This window comes from Zeimonas sediminis, from assembly GCF_023721795.1.
In the GTDB taxonomy this organism is placed as follows: domain Bacteria; phylum Pseudomonadota; class Gammaproteobacteria; order Burkholderiales; family Burkholderiaceae_E; genus Zeimonas; species Zeimonas sediminis.
This window is the reverse complement of record NZ_JAMQYE010000001.1, coordinates 823,745-841,418: the sequence shown is the minus strand read 5'-3', so window position 1 is coordinate 841,418 and position 17,674 is coordinate 823,745. Positions and strand designations below refer to the sequence as shown.

The 17,674-nt window shown below is 72.3% G+C and carries 17 protein-coding genes; 11 read left to right on the top strand and 6 right to left on the bottom strand.

The window, feature by feature from the left end; all coding sequences use genetic code 11:
• Window positions 1-19: 19 nt before the first annotated feature.
• The 4 genes from M6I34_RS03920 to M6I34_RS03905 are packed head-to-tail and all read right to left on the bottom strand — an operon-like array spanning window position 20 to window position 2,807.
• Window positions 20-529 carry a dihydrofolate reductase gene (locus tag M6I34_RS03920; protein ID WP_418953440.1) on the bottom strand — a complete coding sequence of 170 codons (510 nt, stop codon included), beginning with the start codon at window positions 527-529 and terminating at the stop codon, window positions 20-22.
• A complete protein-coding gene (locus tag M6I34_RS03915; RefSeq protein ID WP_272484403.1) occupies window positions 529-1,323 on the bottom strand; it encodes a thymidylate synthase in 795 nt (264 codons plus the stop codon). Before M6I34_RS03915 ends, M6I34_RS03920 begins: the two co-directional genes overlap by 1 nt.
• Window positions 1,320-1,964, bottom strand: a complete 645-nt coding sequence (locus M6I34_RS03910) for a TetR/AcrR family transcriptional regulator (RefSeq protein WP_272484402.1) — start codon at window positions 1,962-1,964, stop codon at window positions 1,320-1,322. The genes M6I34_RS03915 and M6I34_RS03910 overlap by 4 nt, the downstream gene beginning before the upstream one ends.
• Before the next feature lie 21 nt (window positions 1,965-1,985).
• A complete protein-coding gene (locus tag M6I34_RS03905) occupies window positions 1,986-2,807 on the bottom strand; it encodes a type II secretion system protein N (protein ID WP_272484401.1) in 822 nt (273 codons plus the stop codon).
• Window positions 2,808-2,882: 75 nt separating this feature from the next.
• Here M6I34_RS03905 and gspG point away from each other — a divergent pair, with 75 nt between their 5' ends.
• From gspG to gspF, 11 genes are read left to right on the top strand one after another with little or no spacing between them, the layout of a single operon-like run.
• On the top strand, window positions 2,883-3,374 hold the full coding sequence (gene gspG, locus M6I34_RS03900) for a type II secretion system major pseudopilin GspG (protein ID WP_272484400.1): 492 nt from the start codon (window positions 2,883-2,885) through the stop codon (window positions 3,372-3,374).
• A gap of 6 nt (window positions 3,375-3,380) precedes the next feature.
• Complete coding sequence (locus M6I34_RS03895; protein WP_272484399.1) at window positions 3,381-3,827, top strand: GspH/FimT family pseudopilin; 447 nt, start codon at window positions 3,381-3,383, stop codon at window positions 3,825-3,827.
• A complete protein-coding gene (gene gspI / locus M6I34_RS03890) occupies window positions 3,824-4,180 on the top strand; it encodes a type II secretion system minor pseudopilin GspI (RefSeq protein ID WP_272484398.1) in 357 nt (118 codons plus the stop codon). The genes M6I34_RS03895 and gspI overlap by 4 nt, the downstream gene beginning before the upstream one ends.
• Window positions 4,181-4,183: 3 nt before the next feature.
• Window positions 4,184-4,930 carry a PulJ/GspJ family protein gene (locus M6I34_RS03885; RefSeq protein WP_272484397.1) on the top strand — a complete coding sequence of 249 codons (747 nt, stop codon included), beginning with the start codon at window positions 4,184-4,186 and terminating at the stop codon, window positions 4,928-4,930.
• A 2-nt stretch (window positions 4,931-4,932) separates the two neighbouring features.
• Window positions 4,933-5,904, top strand: a complete 972-nt coding sequence (gene gspK / locus M6I34_RS03880) for a type II secretion system minor pseudopilin GspK (protein ID WP_272484396.1) — start codon at window positions 4,933-4,935, stop codon at window positions 5,902-5,904.
• A complete protein-coding gene (gene gspL / locus M6I34_RS03875; RefSeq protein WP_272484395.1) occupies window positions 5,886-7,241 on the top strand; it encodes a type II secretion system protein GspL in 1,356 nt (451 codons plus the stop codon). Before gspK ends, gspL begins: the two co-directional genes overlap by 19 nt.
• A gap of 10 nt (window positions 7,242-7,251) precedes the next feature.
• The gene (locus tag M6I34_RS03870; RefSeq protein ID WP_272484394.1) at window positions 7,252-7,752 is read left to right on the top strand and encodes a type II secretion system protein M; all 501 of its coding nucleotides are present in this window, start codon (window positions 7,252-7,254) and stop codon (window positions 7,750-7,752) included.
• 3 nt (window positions 7,753-7,755) lie between these two features.
• Window positions 7,756-8,529 carry a type II secretion system protein N gene (gene gspN, locus M6I34_RS03865; protein ID WP_272484393.1) on the top strand — a complete coding sequence of 258 codons (774 nt, stop codon included), beginning with the start codon at window positions 7,756-7,758 and terminating at the stop codon, window positions 8,527-8,529.
• Window positions 8,526-10,952, top strand: a complete 2,427-nt coding sequence (gene gspD, locus M6I34_RS03860) for a type II secretion system secretin GspD (RefSeq protein ID WP_272484392.1) — start codon at window positions 8,526-8,528, stop codon at window positions 10,950-10,952. Before gspN ends, gspD begins: the two co-directional genes overlap by 4 nt.
• Before the next feature lie 20 nt (window positions 10,953-10,972).
• The gene (gene gspE, locus M6I34_RS03855; protein ID WP_272484391.1) at window positions 10,973-12,415 is read left to right on the top strand and encodes a type II secretion system ATPase GspE; all 1,443 of its coding nucleotides are present in this window, start codon (window positions 10,973-10,975) and stop codon (window positions 12,413-12,415) included.
• A 17-nt stretch (window positions 12,416-12,432) separates the two neighbouring features.
• Window positions 12,433-13,644 (top strand): type II secretion system inner membrane protein GspF, encoded by a 1,212-nt coding sequence (gene gspF / locus M6I34_RS03850; protein WP_272484390.1) that lies wholly within the window; start codon window positions 12,433-12,435, stop codon window positions 13,642-13,644.
• Here gspF and M6I34_RS03845 read toward each other — a convergent pair.
• Window positions 13,625-16,516, bottom strand: a complete 2,892-nt coding sequence (locus M6I34_RS03845; protein ID WP_272484389.1) for an ATP-binding protein — start codon at window positions 16,514-16,516, stop codon at window positions 13,625-13,627. The two genes, gspF and M6I34_RS03845, sit on opposite strands and share 20 nt — an antisense overlap.
• Window positions 16,513-17,667: a lipocalin-like domain-containing protein gene (locus M6I34_RS03840; RefSeq protein ID WP_272484388.1), complete on the bottom strand. Its 1,155-nt coding sequence runs from the start codon at window positions 17,665-17,667 to the stop codon at window positions 16,513-16,515. The genes M6I34_RS03845 and M6I34_RS03840 overlap by 4 nt, the downstream gene beginning before the upstream one ends.
• Window positions 17,668-17,674 lie beyond the last annotated feature (7 nt).

Genomic DNA, 17,674 nt, shown 5'->3' with positions numbered 1-17,674 from the left:
CGCGACGGCCGCGAGGGGTTCAGCGCCTGCTTCGAACCCAGTCCTCGATCCGGTAGTCGAGGCCGCTTGCCGAACGGTGCTCTTCGCTCGCGCGAAGCGTCCAGTCGGGCGGGCCGATCGCCTCGAAGCGCGCGTCGCCTTCGGGCTCGATGTCGATCTCGGTGACGATCGCGCGGTCGGCCAGCGGCACCGCCTCGGCGTAGAGCTGCGCGCCGCCCACGACGAACACCTCGTCGGTCGCGATCGCCGGGTCGCTGCCCGGCTCGCCCGCGAGCTCGATCGCCTCGGCCAGCGAGCCGGCGCGCTCGCAGCCCGGGTGGGACCACTGCGGGTCGCGCGTGACCACGATGGTCCGCCGGCCCGGCAGCGGCCGGCCGATCGACTCGAAGGTGCGCCGGCCCATGACGATCGCGTGGCCGGTGGTGGTGGCCTTGAAGTGCTTCAGGTCCTCGGGCAGGTGCCAGGGCAGCGCGTTGTCGCGGCCGATGACGCCGTTGCGGGCGCGCGCGACGACGATCGTGACGCGCATCAGACCGCCACCGGCGCCTTGATGTGCGGGTGCGCCTGGTAGCCGTGCACCGCGAAGTCCTCGAAGCGGTAGTCGAAGATCGAGTCTGGCTTGCGCAGGATCTCGAGCCGCGGCAGCGGGTAGGGCTCGCGGGTGAGCTGCAGCCGCGCCTGCTCGAGGTGGTTCGAGTACAGGTGGCAGTCGCCGCCGGTCCAGACGAAGTCGCCGGGCTGCAGGCCGCACTGTTGCGCGACCATGTGGGTGAGCAGGGCGTACGACGCGATGTTGAACGGCACGCCGAGGAAGATGTCGGCGCTGCGCTGGTACATCTGGCAGGACAGCCGGCCGCCGGCCACGTAGAACTGGAAGAACGCGTGGCAGGGGGCTAGCGCCATCTTCGGCAGGTCGGCCACGTTCCAGGCGGATACGATCAGGCGGCGCGAGTCCGGGTCCTTGCGGATGCGTTCGATCACGTCGGCGATCTGGTCGATCTCGCCGCCGTCGGGCGTGCGCCAGTGTCGCCACTGGTAGCCGTAGATCGGGCCGAGCTCGCCGTTCTCGTCGGCCCATTCGTCCCAGATGGTCACGCCGTTCTCGCGCAGCCAGCGGGTGTTGGTCTCGCCGTTCAGGAACCAGATCAGCTCGTTGACGATCGAGCGCAGGTGCAGCTTCTTCGTGGTGACCAGAGGAAAGCCTTCGGCCAGGTCGAAGCGCATCTGCCAGCCGAAGACGGACAGCGTGCCGGTGCCGGTCCGGTCGGACTTCTCGGCGCCGCGCTCGAGCACGTGGCGCATCAGGTCGTGGTATTGCCTCATGGGGTGATGCCGTCGAAGGCGGCCCGGACCATGCGTTCGACGATTTCGTCGTCGGACATCGCCCCGCCGGCCTTCAGGAAGTCCAGCGTCGGGTCGCAGGCGCGCGCGTAGAAGTGATAGAGGACGAATTCGTCGGGGAAGCCCTCGGCGAGCGCGCCCTCGGCCCTAGCTCGCCCGACCAGGGCGCCGAGGCGCTCGGAGAGTTCCATCAGCTCGTCGACGTACTCGCGGTTCTCGAGCAGCGCTCCGCGCAGCGTGGCGCTGGTCGACGGCAGATGGGGCACGCCGCCGGCCAGCCGCTCGCGCAGCGTCCATTCCAGCAGCGCGCGCAGCCGGCCGCTGGCCGGCATGTCGGCGGGAAGGGCGTCGAGCGCGTCGCGGGTGCGGCGCAGCAGGCGGATCATCACCGCGGCCGCGAGCGCCTCCTTGGAGGCGAAGTGCTTGTATAGGCTGCCCTTGGCGATGCCGACCTCGGCCGCGATGTCGTCCATCGACATCGGCTCGTAGCCCTTCTCGGCGAGCAGGCGGTTCGTGGCGTCGAGAATCGCCTGCTCGCGACGTTCGAACTGGGCCTGGCGGAATGTCTTCTCCGGACGGACCGGCTCCCGGGAACTCCTGGCGGTGATGCTGAAGAGGGTCACTGTGCTGGGGCGAGGTCGGTGTTACTGGCGCAAGGCCGCCGTGCGGCGTTCGACTGCGTGGACGACCGGGCCGCCACGGCGGACGCCCGCACGGGGCTCCGTCCCGGGAGAGGTTTCGTTCGGCGCTTCTGCCGGCGGCGCCGCAGTGCCGGGTTGGGTCGCGTCGGCGGGCGGCTCGCCGGCCGGCGCGGCATCCTGGGCGGGCGCGGCATCCTGGGCCGCCCCGGCCGCCGGCGGTGGGCTCGCCGGAACCGGGGCCGGAGCTGGCGAAGGGCCGATGCGCGGCAAGGCCTGCTGAACCCCTGGAGGCGGCGCGGATCCTGGCCGTGGAGCGATGGGTACCGGGGCGGGCGGCACGGCGCCGGACGAGGCCGCCGGCCCGGCGCTCAGCAGGGCGGTGTCGGGGCGCTCCGGGGCCAGCAGCTCGACCCGGCCCGAGGGCTGCTCGATGACGACGGCGTCGGCCCTGACTTCGAGCAGGGTGGACCGGTCGTCGATCTTCTCCCCGACCAGGAAGGCCTTCGGTGGCTTGCCGTCGATCGCCAGCACGGCGCTGCCTCGCGTGGGCGACGCCGCGACGCCGATCACCTTGATGTTCGAGGCGACGACCGCCGCGCGCTGCGCCTGGACCGCCGACGGAGGCATGCCGAACAGGCGCGAAGCCGCCGCCAGGTCGGGCGCCTTCTGCCAGTCGACCAGCGAGCCCGCGGGAGCGATCGCCGCCCGCGGGGCGAGCAGTTGCAGCCCCCAGTAGGTGGCGGCGCCGCACAGCACTGCGAACAGCACGATGGCGGCAAGGTGAGGCGCCCAGCGACCCGATGCCGCCGGCGGTCTGAAGCGCATTCTGGAAGCGTGCCGATTCGTAATGACCCGCTGCTATCATAGCCCGGTTCACTGGCGAAACATTCAGGAGTGACGATGCACCGTCCATCGGCCGATGGCAGGAATCCGGCCAGGCCGGCGAAGCGGGCGACCCGCCCGAACCGGTCCCGCCGCGCAAGCGGCTTCACGCTGATCGAGATCATGGTCGTGATCGTGATCCTCGGCGTTCTCGCGGCGATCGCCGTGCCGCGCATCATGAGCAAGCCCGACGAGGCCCGGGTCAAGGCGGCCCAGACCGAGATCGCGCAGCTGCTGCAGGCGCTCGACCTGTACCGGCTCGACAACCAGCGTTACCCGAGCACAGAGCAGGGCCTTCTGGCGCTGGCCGTGCGGCCGACCGTCGAGCCGGTCCCGCAGAACTGGAAGGCCTACCTGAAGCAGGCCCCGGTCGACCCGTGGGGCAGGCCCTACCAGTACCTGAACCCGGGCGTGAAGGGCGAGATCGACGTCTTCAGCCTCGGGGCCGACGGGCAGCCGGGCGGCGAGGGTGTCGATGCGGACATCGGCAACTGGGCGCTGAACCGCTGAGCATGCGTGATTAGGCGGTCGCGAGGCTTCACTCTCCTCGAGCTGCTCGTCGCGATCGTCATCGCCGGCGTGCTGATCGGGGTCGCGACGCTTTCGATCGGCGCCTTCGACCGGGGGCTGCGCTTCGAGGCCGACCGCCTCGCGCAGCTGCTGTCGCTGGCGCGCGAGGAGGCGCTGGTGCGCGGGGCGCCGATCCGGCTCGAGGCCGACGAGGAGCGCTATCGCTTCGCGATCTGGCGCGACCGGCGCTGGCAGCCGATCATCGACGACCGCGACCTCCGCGAGCGCCAGTGGGAGCGCCCGACCCGGGTGTCGGTCGAGCGCGCCGACAACCGCGAGAGCGTCGAGTTCGGCCGCGACCAGGTCGACGCGCCCTTCGTGCTGCACATCGAGCGCGAGGGGGAGCGGGTGTCGATCGTCTCCAACGGCCTGGGCGTGTTCGGGCTGCGATGAGGTCGCGCGGCTTCACGCTGGTCGAGGTGCTCGTGGCGATGACCATCGCCGCGATCGCGCTGATGACCGCGATGCGCGCCACCGGCTCGCTGGCGGTCAACAGCGCCGAACTGCGCGCCCGCTCGCTGGCGCAGTGGAGCGCCGAGAACCGCCTCGCCCAGATCCGGATCGCCGGCGAGTGGCCGGCGCTCGGCCGGCGGGAGTTCGACTGCAGCCAGGCCGGCGTCGCGCTGGTCTGCGTCGAGCAGGTCTTCCAGACGCCCAACCCGCAGTTCCGGCGGGTCGAGGTGGGCGTGTTCGCCCCGGGATCGGACCACCGTCTTTCGCGGCTGGTCGGATTCTCTACGAGATAGGCGATGCTCGCGCACCCGTCGTCGCGCAGCCGCAAGGCGTCGCGCCCCGGCAAGGGGCGGGGCCCCGGTTCGCGGCGCAGCCTCGGCTTCACGATTCTCGAGCTGCTGGTCGCGGTCTCCCTGCTGGCGGTGCTCGCGCTGCTCAGCTGGCGCGGCATGAGCTCGGTGATCGCCGGGCGCGACAGCATCGTCGAGCGTTCTGACGAGTTGCGCGCGCTGACGATCGTGATGTCGCAGATGGAGGAGGACCTCCGCCGTGCCTGGCCGGTGCGCCTGCTCGAGCTCTCGGTGCCGTCGGTGTCGTTCACGATCGGCGACGAGCGCGAGCCGCCTTCGCTGACGCTGCTTCGCGAGGCGCCGGGCGATGCGGCGACGCAGGTCCAGCGGGTGATCTGGCGGCTGCGCGACGGATCGCTCGAGCGCGGCTTCAGTGCCTGGGGCGTGCCGGTGCCCGGCGACACGAATCCGGTTCCGGACATCCCGTTCACCTGGCAGCCGATCGTGGGCGGTGTCGAGGCGATGGAACTGCGCGGCTGGCTGCAGGGCCGCGGCTGGCTGCCGGCGTCGTCGATCGCGACCAGCCAGGCCGCCGAGCAGTCGGCGCAGGCCGCGCGTTCGGCGCCCGGTGCGCCGGGGGGTCCGGCCGCGGCGATCGTGCCGGCCGCCGCCGGCACCCTGGTGACCGGCGTGGAGCTCGTGCTCGTGCGGCGCGGCGAGCGGATCGTGCGCGTCTTCGCGGTGGGCGACTGACGATGGGGCGCACCGCATCGGCTCAGCGCGGCGTGGCGATCATCAGCGTGCTGCTGGTCGTCACGCTGGCCACCCTGATCGTCAGCAGCCTGTTCTGGCGGGAGATGGTCACCGTGCGATCGGTGCAGAACCGCCTGTCGCTCGCGCAGGTGCGCTGGATCGAGAGCGCGGTGCTCGACTGGGCCGAGGTCGTGCTGCGGGTCGACCGCAGCAGCACCGGCACGGTCGACCACCTCGGCGAGATCTGGGCGCTGCCGGTGGCCGAGACGCGGCTCGACGAAACGGTGATGGGCGGGGCGCGGGTCTCCGACGCGGAGCGCAACGCGATGATCGCGGGCCAGATGTTCGACGCCCAGTCGCGCCTGAACCTGAACAACCTGGTGATCGCCGGCCAGCCGTCGACGCCTCATCGCCAGGCCTTCGAGCGCCTGCTCGGGCTGCTCGGCCGGCCGGAGAGCCTGGCCGCGGTGTTGCAGCAGCGGCTGCAGCAGGCCTACCCGCCGGTGGTCGAGGGCAGGCGGCTGCAGGCCAGCGCGCTGCCGTTGCTGAAGATTTCCGACCTGCGCTCGGTGCCGGGCTTCGACGAGGCGACGGTCGAGGCGCTCGCGCCCTTCGTGGCCTTCCTCCCGAAGTCGGTGCGGCTGGCGCGAGCGGTCGTCAACACCGAGAACACGAAGGTGAACGTCAACACCGCGCCGGCCGAAGTGCTGGCAGCGGTGATCCCCGACGTGGACCTGCAGGCCGCCCGTCAGTTCGTCGAAGGCGTGCGGCAGCGGACCTTCTTCGCCAGCCTGGACGTGGCGCGCTCGATGTTCACCGGATCGCCGGTGCTGCCGCCGAACATGCTGTCCGTCGGCTCGGACTTCTTCATGGTGAGCGGAATGGTACGCTTCGACCGCGTCGAGGCGCAGAGCGAGTCCCTGCTCTATCGGGGTACCGGGCGCGTGGAACGGGTATGGCAGCACAGGTTCTGAGAAGAGGTCAGGCGATCGTCTGGGTGCCGCCGCGTGCCGGCGGCGAGCGCGCGTTCGCCACCGAAGCGACGCTGCTCGCGATGCTGCCGATCGCCGCCACCGAGAAGCTGGTCAGCGGGCCGGGGCACACCGCGGTCACCGTGCAAGGCACCGGCAGCGCCGCGCGCTACGCAAGGCTCAGCCTCGACGCGCTGCCGCCGCTCAAGTCGGTCACTCTGGTCTTCGACGCCCGCGACGTGACCCTGCTCAGGGCCAAGGTGCCGCCGCTCTCGGGCGCCCGCCTGCGGCAGGCGCTTCCGAACATCGTCGAGGACCTGCTGCTGCAGGACGCCCAGCAGTGCGCGTTCGCGGTCGGCCCCAAGACCGGCGACGGCGAGCGGCTGGTCGCGGTCATCGACCGGGGCTGGCTGGAGCTCGTCGTCGGCGCCTTCGAGCGCAAGGGCGCCAAGGTCGCGGCCGCCTGGCCGGCGCAGCTGGCGCTGCCGGTCGGCGCCTCGGGCGCGGCGCTCGCCTGCCTTAACGACGGCCTCGCCCTGCGGCTCGGCCCGCTCGACGGCATCGGCTGGAATGCCGCCGACGGCCAGCAGGCAAGGGCCGAGGCGATCGTCGCGCTGCTGCAGGCCGCCTGGAGCGCCGCTCCCGAAGGCGAGCGCTCTTTCGCCGAGAGGGAACTGCCCGAGGAGGGCCCCGACCGGCGCAATCTTCCCTTCTACGTCGAAGGCCCGGCCTGGCAGCCCGCGGTGATGATCGCCGCGGCCAAGGCGGGGTTCGCGGCCGAGATCCGCTCGCTGCCGCTGCCGATGGCGGCGCCGGTCGACCTGCTCACCGGCCGGCGAGGCAGCAAGGCGGGCCGCTGGTTCGCGGACATCGACTGGCGCGCCTGGCGCCTGCCCGGCGCGCTGGCGGCGGCCGCGGTCGTGGTGGCGCTGCTCGGCCTGAACCTTCACTGGGGAATGCTGGCGCGCGAGCGCGATGCCCTGCGGACCGCGATCGAGGCGCGCTACCGGCAGACCTTCCCCGAGGCGCAGGTCGTTGTGGACCCGGTGCTGCAGATGGAGCGCCAGGTCGCGACGATGCGGGCGCGGGCGGGGCAGAGCGGCCCGGAGGACTTCGTCCCGTTGCTGACCCGCTTCGCGCAGGCGCTCGGCGGGCAGGCCGCCGACGCGCTGTCGGGCGTCGAATACCGCGACGGCCGGCTGCGGGTGCGTTTCCAGCCGGGCCAGTTCGAGGCGCGCGCGGTCCGCGACACGCTCGTCCAGGCCTGCCAGCGGCTCGGGCTGCAGCTGCGCTTCGATGCCGAGCGCGAGCCGACCGCCACGGTCGCGCTGCTTCGCTGAGGACCGCGCCATGCTCGAATCGCTGATGCAGCGCTGGCAGGCGATGGCGCTCCGGGAGCGCCGGCTGGTGCTGGTCGCCGGCGTGTTCGTGCTGTCGGCGATCGTCTATCTGCTGCTGATCGAGCCGGCCTGGCTCGGACGGCAGCGCCTGCAGCGCGAGCTGCCCACGCTGCGCGCGCAGCTTGCCCGCATCGACCAGCTCGCCGACGAGGCCCGCCAGCTGGGGTCGGCGCCGGCCGGCGCCGACACGCCGCAGGCGGTTCGGGCGCGGCTGGAGCAGTCGATCGACGCGGCCGGGCTTCGGCCCGCGCTGGCGCAGCTGCAGCAGACCGGATCACTGTTCGACGTGCGCTTCCGCGGCGTGCCGCATGCGGCATGGCTCGCCTGGATCGACGTCGCGGTCCGCGACACGCGGCTCAGGGTGGTCGACGTGTCGGTCACCCGGGAGTCCTCGCCGGGCCTCGTCACCGCCCGGGCGTCGCTCGAATTGCCGCGACGGGAGGGCCGCTAGGACATGTTTCGCTGGATCCTCTTCGCACTGGCCGGCCTGGCGACGGCGATCGCCACCACGGTCGCCACCGCGCCGGCCCGGTTCCTGGACCTGGCGCTGGATCGCGCGACCCTGGGGCGCGTCCGGCTCGCCGAGGCCGACGGGACGATCTGGAAAGGGAGCGGGCGACTTGTCTTTGCCGACGTCGGCGCGCAGGACGGGCAGAGGCTCTCCACGCAGGGGGTCGCAGTGCCGGGTCGGATCGGCTGGGCGGTCAGGCCCTGGCCGCTCTTCGCCGGGCTGGTCGACGCCGCGATCTCAGTCGACGGCATGGCCCAGCCGGTGCGCCTGCAGGGCAGCTTCGCCGAGATGCGGGTCGGGCCCGGCGCGCTGTCGCTGCCTTCGGTCGAGCTGAGCCGTCTCGGGTCGCCCTGGAACAGCATCCGGCCGGCCGGCGCGCTGGCCGTCCGCTGGGAGGCGATGACGATCCGCGGCGGCCAGCTCCAGGGAAAGGCCACGATCGAGTTGCGCAACGCGGCGTCCGCGATGACGCCGGTCCGCCCGCTGGGCAGCTATCGGGTCGACATCGACGGGCAGGGCTCGCGGGCCGACGTGGCGCTGCAGACCCTGTCGGGCCCGCTGCGGCTGACCGGCAAGGGCACCTGGGACGCGCGGGCGGGCCTGCGTTTCGAGGCCGACGCCAGCGCCGACCCGGCCGAGGCTGAAAGGCTACAGTCCTTCCTCGGTCTCGTCGGAAGACGCGTGGGCGAGCGCACCGTCATTAGAATAGGGGCATGACCTTGCACCAGGCATGCGGGCGCTGGCTCGCTTCGATGCGCACGGCCGCCGTCATGGCGGCGGCTGCGGCACTGCTGCTGGCGGCGATCGCGCCGCCGGCCCTCGCCCAGTCCGCCAAGCAGCCGGCCGGGCAGCCTGCGGCCGGCCAGAAGGCCGCGCCGGCGGATTCCGACGCTGTCACGCTGAACTTCAAGGACGCCGACATCGACTCGGTGGTGGGCGCCTTCGGCCACCTGCTGAACCGCACCTTCATCATCGACCCGCGGGTGCGTGGCAAGATGACCCTCGAGACCCCGAAGCCGGTCAGTCGCGCCCAGGCCTACCGGCTCCTGCAGTCGCAGCTTCGCTCGCAGGGCTTCGCGGTGGTCGAGGCCGGCGGCCTGACCAAGGTGGTGCCCGAGGCCGACGCCAAGCTGCAGTCCAGCCCGGTCTCGGCGGGCAGGGCGCCCGGGGCGAGCGGCGACGAGATCGTCACCCAGATCTTCAGGCTGAGCCACGAGTCGGCGTCCAACCTGGTGCCGGTGCTGCGTCCGCTGATCTCGCCGAACAACACGATCGTCGCCTATCCGAACAACAACTCGCTGGTGGTCACCGACTACGCCGCCAACCTGCAGCGGATCGCCCGGATCGTCGCCACGCTCGACAGTCCGTCGACCAGCGGCGTCGAGGTCGTGCCGATCGAGCACGCGGTGGCCGCGGACATCGCGATCGCGGTTTCGCGGATGCTCGACGACAGCGCGCGCGCCAGCGCGGGCGCGCAGGTCGATGCCGGCCAGCGGGTGGTCGTGATGGCCGACCCGCGGATCAACGCGGTGATGATCCGCACCGGAAGCGCCGCCAAGATGAGCCTCGCCCGCTCGCTGATCGCGAGACTCGACCAGCCCAGCGCGCAGCCGGGCAACATCTACGTCGTGTACCTGCGCAACGCCGAGGCGGTCAAGCTCGCGCAGACGCTGCAGGGCGTGCTGGCCGGCGGCGGCGCGGGCCGGCAGCCCGGCGCCGGCGCCACCGGCTTCGGCCAGAGCGGCGCATCCGGGCTCGGCACGACGGCCGGCACGACCGGCACCGGGTTGACGACCGGCACGCAGACAGGTGCCCAGGCGCAGGGGGCGGCGGGCTCTCCGCTGCAGCAGTCCTCGACACAGCCGGTCACCGTGCAGGCGGGCGGGGCGACGATCGCCGCCGATCCGACCACGAACTCGCTGATCATCACCGCGCCCGAGCCGATCTATCGCAACCTTCGCACGGTCATCGACCAGCTCGACACGCGGCGGGCGCAGGTCTTCATCGAGTCGCTGATCGTCGAGATCAGCGCCGAGCGCGCGGCCGAGCTGGGCATCCAGTGGCAGTTCCTCAGCGCGCCCGAGGGCACGACCCGCGTGATCGGGGGCACCAACCTGACCGGGCGCGGCACAGGGTCGAACATCCTCGACGCCACCGCGAACATCGGGTCGGTCGGCTCCGGCCTGAACGTGGGCGTCGTGCGCGGCACGACCACGATCCCGGGCATCGGCACCGTGCTTAACCTCGGCTTCCTGGCTCGCGCGCTCGAGACCAACGCCAACGCGAACATCCTCGCCACGCCGAACCTGCTGACCCTCGACAACGAGGAGGCGCGGATCATCATCGGCCAGAACGTCCCATTCGTCACCGGGCAGTTCACCGCCACCGGCACCGGCGGCGCGTCGGTGAACCCGTTCCAGACGATCGAGCGGCGAGACGTCGGCACCACGCTCCGCGTCAAGCCGCAGGTGTCGGAATCCGGCACCGTGCGGCTGCAGATCTTCCAGGAGGTTTCCAGCGTGCAGAGCACCTCGCTGGCCTCCGGCATCATCACGAACCGCCGGGCGATCGAGTCGAACGTGCTGGTCGACGACGGCCAGATCGTCGTGCTGGGCGGGCTGATCGAGGAGCGGGTCGAGGGCGGCGAGGAGAAGGTGCCTGGCCTGGGCGACGTGCCGGTCGTCGGGCAATTGTTCCGCTACGACAACCGCCGGCGGGTCAAGACCAACCTGCTGGTCTTCCTGCGGCCGGTCGTGGTGCGCGACGGCGAAGCCGCCTATGGCGTGACCGCAGACCGCTACGAGTACATGCGCCTGCTGCGCGGCGACTCCGGGCTGCCGCAGCACTGGCTGCTGCCAGAGTTCAAGCCTTCGGAGCTGCCACCGCTGCCCAGGCCGCCTTCGGGCAAGGCGACGCCGGGCATCTCGCCGGGGCCGGCCAGCCTGGCGCCCGAGATCGACGAGAGCGCGTTGCGGGAACCGGCGCCGATCTTCCGCTCGACGCCGACCACGATCAAGCCGCCGAAAGGGGAGAGGGAGGTGGTCGTGCCGCTCGACGGACGTATCTCGCCGATCGTTCCCGACGCCGGCGTGCAGACCGCGCCGGTCGCGCCGCCGGGCGCGGGTGCCCCCGCGAACTGACGGGCCGGGGCGGCAGCACGATGTCCACGATCTCGCCTTCGCGCTACGTGCCCTACGGCTTCGCGCGCGCTCACCAGTTGCTGGTCGCCGGCACGGTCGGCGACACGATGGAAGTCTGGATCGGCGACCGCACGCCGCGCCACGCGCTGGCCGAGCTCGCCCGGCTCGTGCCGATGCGCCTGGTCGCGGTCCGCAAGCCCGACGAGGAGCTCGGCGCGGCGATCTCGCGCGCGTATTCGCAGAACCAGGGCGGCTCGGCGGCCGCGGTGGTCGACGAGCTCGAGAGCGACATGGACCTGTCGCGGCTGATGCAGGACCTGCCCAAGATCGAGGACCTGCTCGAGACCGAGGACGATGCGCCGATCATCCGGATGATCAACGTGCTGCTCACGCAGGCGGCCCGCGACGGCGCTTCCGACATCCACATCGAGCCCTTCGAGACGCACTCGCTGGTGCGCTTCCGGGTCGACGGCACGCTGCGCGACGTCGTGCGCCCCAGGCGCGAGCTGCACGCGGCGCTGATCTCGCGAATCAAGATCATGGCCCAGCTCGACATCGCCGAGAAGCGCCTGCCGCAGGACGGCCGGATCACGCTGCGCATCGGCGGCCGGCCGATGGACGTGCGCGTGTCCACGCTGCCTACCGGCCACGGCGAGCGCGCGGTGCTGCGCCTGCTCGACAAGGAGGCGGGCCGGCTCGACCTGGCCAAGCTCGGCATGGCGCCCGACACGCTGGCCACCTTCGACCGGCTGACCCGGCAGCCGCACGGCATCCTGCTGGTCACCGGCCCGACCGGCTCGGGCAAGACCACCACGCTGTACGCGGCGCTCGGCCGCCTCGACGCGACCACGACGAACATCCTGACCGTCGAGGACCCGATCGAGTACGACCTGCCCGGCATCGGCCAGACCCAGGTCAACCCGCGGATCGACATGACCTTCGCGAAGGCGCTGCGCTCGATCCTGCGACAGGACCCCGACGTGGTGATGATCGGCGAGATCCGCGACCTGGAAACCGCGCAGATCGCGGTGCAGGCCTCGCTGACCGGCCACCTTGTGCTCGCCACGCTGCACACCAACGATTCGGTGTCGGCCGTTACCCGCCTGATCGACATGGGCGTGGAGCCCTTCCTGCTGTCTTCGTCGCTGATCGGCGTGGTGGCGCAGCGGCTGGTCCGCAAGCTGTGCCCCGAGTGCCGCGAGCCCGACCCGGTGGCCGGCGGCTGGCGGGCGGTGGGCTGCGTGGCCTGCAACCGCAGCGGCTACCAGGGGCGCACCGGCATCCACGAGCTCTTCGTCGTCGACGACCGCATCCGGGCACTGGTCCACGAGGGCGCCTCCGAGGCGACCCTTCGCGCGGCCGCCGAGGCCGACGGGATGCGCTCCATGCGCGAGGACGGCGCCCGCTGGGTGAAGGCCGGCGTCACCTCGGCCGACGAGGTGGTGCGGGTGACCCGCGACTAGGCAGCCAGGCCGGCAGCGTGCCCGCTTTCCGCTTCGAGGCTGCCGACGCAGCCGGACAGATCAAGCGCGGCGTCCTCGACGCCGATTCGGCGCGTCACGCCCGCGCCACGCTGCGCGAGCGCGGCATGACGCCGCTCGAGGTCGCGCCGGTGCAGGAGCCGACGGCGGCGCGCGCCACGCCGGTGTTCTCCGCGCGGCTCAGGGCGGCCGACCTGGCCCTGGTCACGCGTCAACTGGCCAGCCTGCTGTCGGCCCGCCTGCCGATCGAGCAGGCGCTGAACGCGGTGGTCGAGCAGGCCGAGAAGCCGGCGGTGCGCGAGCGCTTCGCCGCGGTGCGCAGCGAGGTCGTTTCGGGCCAGACGCTGTCGCAGGCGCTGTCGCGCTATCCGCGCGACTTCCCGGAGGTGTACCGGGCGCTGGTGTCGGCGGGCGAGCAGTCCGGCGACCTGGCGCTGGTGATGAGCCGGCTCGCCGACTACGTGGAGTCGCGCACCGCGCTGTCGCAGCGGATCGTGCTGGCCTTCACGTATCCGGCGATCGTCACCGTGGTGGCCACGCTGGTGATCGTGGCGCTGCTCACCTACGTCGTGCCGCAGGTGGTCGGCGTGTTCTCGCAGACCAGGCAGGAGCTGCCCTGGCTCACCGTGGGGCTGATCGCAGTGTCGGACTTCGCGCGGGCGTGGGGCATCTGGGTGCTGCTGGCGGCCGCGCTCGCGCTGACCGCGTTCCGGCTGGCCCTTCGCTCGCCCAGCTTCCGGCTCGCCTGGCACTCGCGCCTGCTGGCGACGCCGATCGCGGGCCGCCTGATCCTGGGGCTGAACACGGCGCGCTTCACGTCGACGCTGGGCATCCTGACCAGCAGCGGGGTGCCGCTGATCCGGGCGCTCGATGCCGGCGCCCGCACGCTGGGCAACGATGCGCTGAGGCTGGTGGTCGACGACGCGATCGACCGGGTGCGCGAGGGCGCGCCGCTGTCCCGGTCGCTCGCGGCAGGGGGCCGCTTCCCGCCGGTGATGATCCACATGATCGCCAGCGGCGAGGCCACCGGCGAGTTGCCCGACATGCTCGAGCGCACCGCACTGCAGCTGTCTCAGGAGACCGAGCGCCGCACGATGGCGCTGACCAGCCTGCTTGAGCCGATGCTGATCCTGCTGATGGGGGCCGTGGTGCTGGTGATCGTGCTGGCGGTGCTGCTGCCGATCATCGAGATCAACCAGCTGGTTCGTTGAGCAGCCGCGCGACGCGCGCGGCGAAGCGCTTCAGGTTCAGGGGCTTTTCCAGGAAATCGGCGGCGCCGGCTGCGAGCGCCGCCCGCCGCGTGCCGGAGGTCGCATCGGCCGACACGACCACCACCGGGATCGCCGCGGTGGCCGGGTCGGCCTTGAGCTCGGCGAGCACCTGCAGCCCGTGTCGGTCGGGCAGGTTCAGGTCGAGCACGATCAGCGAAGGCTTCAGCGTGCGCACGGTGGCAAGGCCGGTGTCCGCGCGTGCGCAGACCGACAGCGCGAGCTCGCCGTTGCCGGCCAGCGCGTCGTGGATCAGTTCCGCGTTCAGGACGTTGTCCTCGATGCAGACCAGGTAACGGGCCTGCCCTGCGGCGGCCGTGCCGCCGTTCCTTTCCTTCTCCGCGTCCGGCGCGCGCGCGGCCGGCGATGATGGCGCGGACCGGCCCGGCGAGAGAGCGTTCGGAGCGGCCGGGGCGGCCGAGGCGGTCGAAGCGGCCGAGGCCGTCGAGGGGGACGGGGCAACGGGCGGGGCAGAGGGCAGCACCAGCGTGAACGTGCTGCCTTCGCCCGCCCGACTGGCGACCTCCAGCCGCCCGCCCATCATTTCGGCCAGGTGCCTGGAGATGACGAGACCGATGCCGGTGCCGGACGAGGCGTCCTCCTGGCCGAGCCGGTCGAAGGGAACGAACAGGCGACGGATCTCGTCGGGCGAGAGCCCCGGCCCGGTGTCGGTGACCGAGATCGCGACCTCGCCCTGCGCAGTGCGGCGCACGCGCAGCAGCACTGAGCCGCCTGCGCGGTTGTACTTGATCGCATTGCCGATCAGGTTGAGCAGGATCTGGCGAAGCCGGGTCTCGTCGGCACGCACCGCGACCTGCGAAGCCTCGGCGTCGAGCTCCGGGGCGCCGAGCGTGACCGGCAGGCGGGCCGCTTCGTTGGCGAGCAGCGAGCGGCAATCCTCGAGCAGCGCGACGACCTCGACGCGCTTCATGTCGAGCCGGACCGCGCCTGCCTCGATCCGCGCGAGGTCGAGCACTTCGTCGATCATGTCGCGCAGGTGCCAGCCGGCCTTCTCGATCAGCCTCACGCGTTCGACCTGCGCGTCGGACAGGGGCGGCGAGCGGTCGGCCTCGAGCAACTGCGCGAACCCGAGCACTGCGTTCAGCGGCGTCCGCAGCTCGTGGCTCATCCGGGACAGGAAGGCGCTCTTCGCCTGGCTCGCCAGCTCGGCGGCTTCCCGCTCCCGGATCTCGTGGGCGAGTTGCCGGGTACGGGTCGCGACCTCGAGCTCGAAACGGCGTTGCCGGTCGAACTGGCCGAGCAGGAAGATGCCCAGCGTTGTGGCCCCGAGCAGGCCGAGCACCGACAGCAGCCAGCTTCCCCAGTCGCGGTGGGCCTGCACGTATTCCGCCTTGGGGGCGAAGTGCAGCTGCCAGTGGCGCCCGGCGAAGACCCGATCGATCACCCTGGTGGTTGCGCTCGCGAGCGATCCCCCCTCGCAGCCCGGCGGGCCGGCGAGGCGATGCGCGGCCTCTGGAACCGAGACATCGACCAGGCAGAGATCGAGCATGTCCGGGCTCACGATCGCCAGCGCGTCGATCGCGCCGGCCAGGTTCAGGGACACGAAGGCCGCCCCGAGCACTGCGTCGGGCGGCGCGGCGTGCGCAGGGGCGAGCGGATCGCGCAGCACGCTGTAGACGTCGATGCGGCTCCGTTCTCGATCCGGTTGGCCGGGCGGCGGCGCGCTCGCCTGCGGTGTGCCGGTGCGGCGCGAGCGCTCGATCGCCTCGGCAGCGGCTTCCGAGGCGAGCAGGTCCAGGCCGAGCCGGCCGTCGTCGTAGTCGGCGGGCTCGATGAAGGTGATCGGGAAGTATTCGGCGGCCGGAGCGATCGGCGCGGGGATGCCGCTGCTTCGCTGCCCGGCCACCGAGTAATCGGTGTCGCCGGCAGCGCGCATCCTGGCCTCGTGGCCCGCGAGTTGCTGCGGGAGCAGGCGCCTGGACCAGCCGATCGCGTCGATCGTGGGGATCGCGCCGATCCACGGCGACACGAAGCGACGGAATTCCTCCGGCGTGACCGACTCCGATGCGGCCAGGAGGCCGGTCACCGCCTGCAGGGCGAGCAGGACGCCGTCGATGCGTTCGAACAGCGAGTCGGTGGCGAACAGGACCTCGCGCTCGAGCAGGGCCTGGAATTGCTGCCGGTCGCGGCGACCGATCTCGGCGATCCCGAGCCCGAGGAACAGGATGGCCAGCGCCATCGGCAGCGCGAAGACCCGGATGGGCCGCATGCGATCGGAGCTGCGGCGCGAGAGCAGCACCGCGGCCACCGGGCCGACGAGCGCCGCGCCGAAGGTGTCGCCCACCCACCAGGTCAGCCAGTTGAAGGCGATGTCGCCGCCGGCGATCGCGCCGCAAAGGTACAGGGTCAGCACGCCGGTGGTGGCGCTGATGAGGCCGGCGAGGGGGCCCGCGAGCAGGATCCTGCGAAGCGTGGGGCTGCTCGACAAGGGTTCGCTCGGAAAGCGGCCGAAGCGGCGCACCAGCATGGCGGCGACCTGCGCCTGCAAGGTGGCCCCCCCTGCCATCGCCGCGAAGGCCGGGGCCGCGGCCGCACCGAGCACGGCCTGGGCGCCGACCCAGTGCAGGAAGAGCAGGCATCCCGCGAACACGCCCGGCAGAACGCCGCGCCCGAGGAAGAGGACCGCGGCCACGGCAATGCCGGCCGGCGCGAACATCGGGCTGGCGAAGCCGGTCGGCAGCGTCAGCTCGTGCGAGAGCACGCCGGCGATCGCGTAGGCGAGCGCGACGAGTGCGTTCCTCGCCATCCAGCGCAGCGGTGCCGGCAGCCATCGCGCGACGGGCCGCGGGCTCACAGCCTGAGCTCCCCGGCGTAGCCGGTCAGTTCCAGGTAGCCTCGCCCGACCGGCTGCCCGCCCTCGAGCACCCGCACCGCGCCTTCCCAGTACACGGTGCCGGTGCTGGCCGTGGCGTCGATCTCCTGATCGTCGAGCAAAGGCTCGAGCTCGAGCGTGCGGCCGCCGAGCGCCAGGCGCATCGCCACCGGCCAGCGCGCGCCGGTCCGGGGCGAGCGCCATTCGCGCAGCGGCGTGAAGACCGGGTCGCCGGCGGCGCGGTCGCTCCGTTCCGCGTCGATCCATTTGGCGTCGGACCAGAGCACGCCGCCGTCGCGGTGCCGGATCCGGAAGGCCATCAGCGCGCTGCCGTCCTCGAGGTTCAGGCCGACCCAGTCCCAGCCGGCCGCGCGCGGGTCGAGGATCTCGGACGACCATTCGTGGTCCAGCCAGGCGATGCCTCGCACCGGCCGCGTCGGCTTGCCGTCCGGGCCGCCGATCGCGCCGCTCACCGCCAGTTGGGGGCGGCTGTAGTACCAGCTGGCCTGGGCCGGGTCCGGCCCCTTGCGCGAGAAGCCGGCCTCGCCCTGCGGGACGGGCGGGCCCGGCGGCACGAAATCGAGGGCCAGCGCCAGCGCCGCGTCGTCGATCCGGGCGACGATCCGGTCGTCGGGCTCGCGGTTCAGCCGCCAGTTGCCGATCGAGACGTCGAGGTCGGTTTCCGAGAACCCGGCCAGGCCGAACCCGGGCCTGGCGGCACGCTCGGCGTGGGCCAGCCGGCCGCGCGCAGGGGAGGCCAGCGCGGCATGGGCGAACAGGAGCTGGGTCGGCGCAAAGCGGCTCGGATTGCCGGCGTCGTGCCGGGTGCGGCTTCGAAAGAAGGTGATCTGCATGCCCAGCGTTTCGGCATCGGGCCCTTCGAGCCAGCCGGTCAGGTACCACCACTCGGTGCGATACGCCGGGTGCGCCCCGTGGTCGCGCGGGAACGCTAGCGGCCGGCCCGGACGCACCGGGGGCCAGTGCCCGGCCGCGTCGTCGGCCTTGCCGGCCTGCGGGCCGGGCGGCGCACCTGCGGGAGAAGAAACGCTGGCCTGCGCGCGCGCCAGGCCGACGGCCGCGGCGCCGGCAGCGCCGGCGGCGAGAATCAGGCGACGGCGAACCGGGCGGGGCATGGCGGGA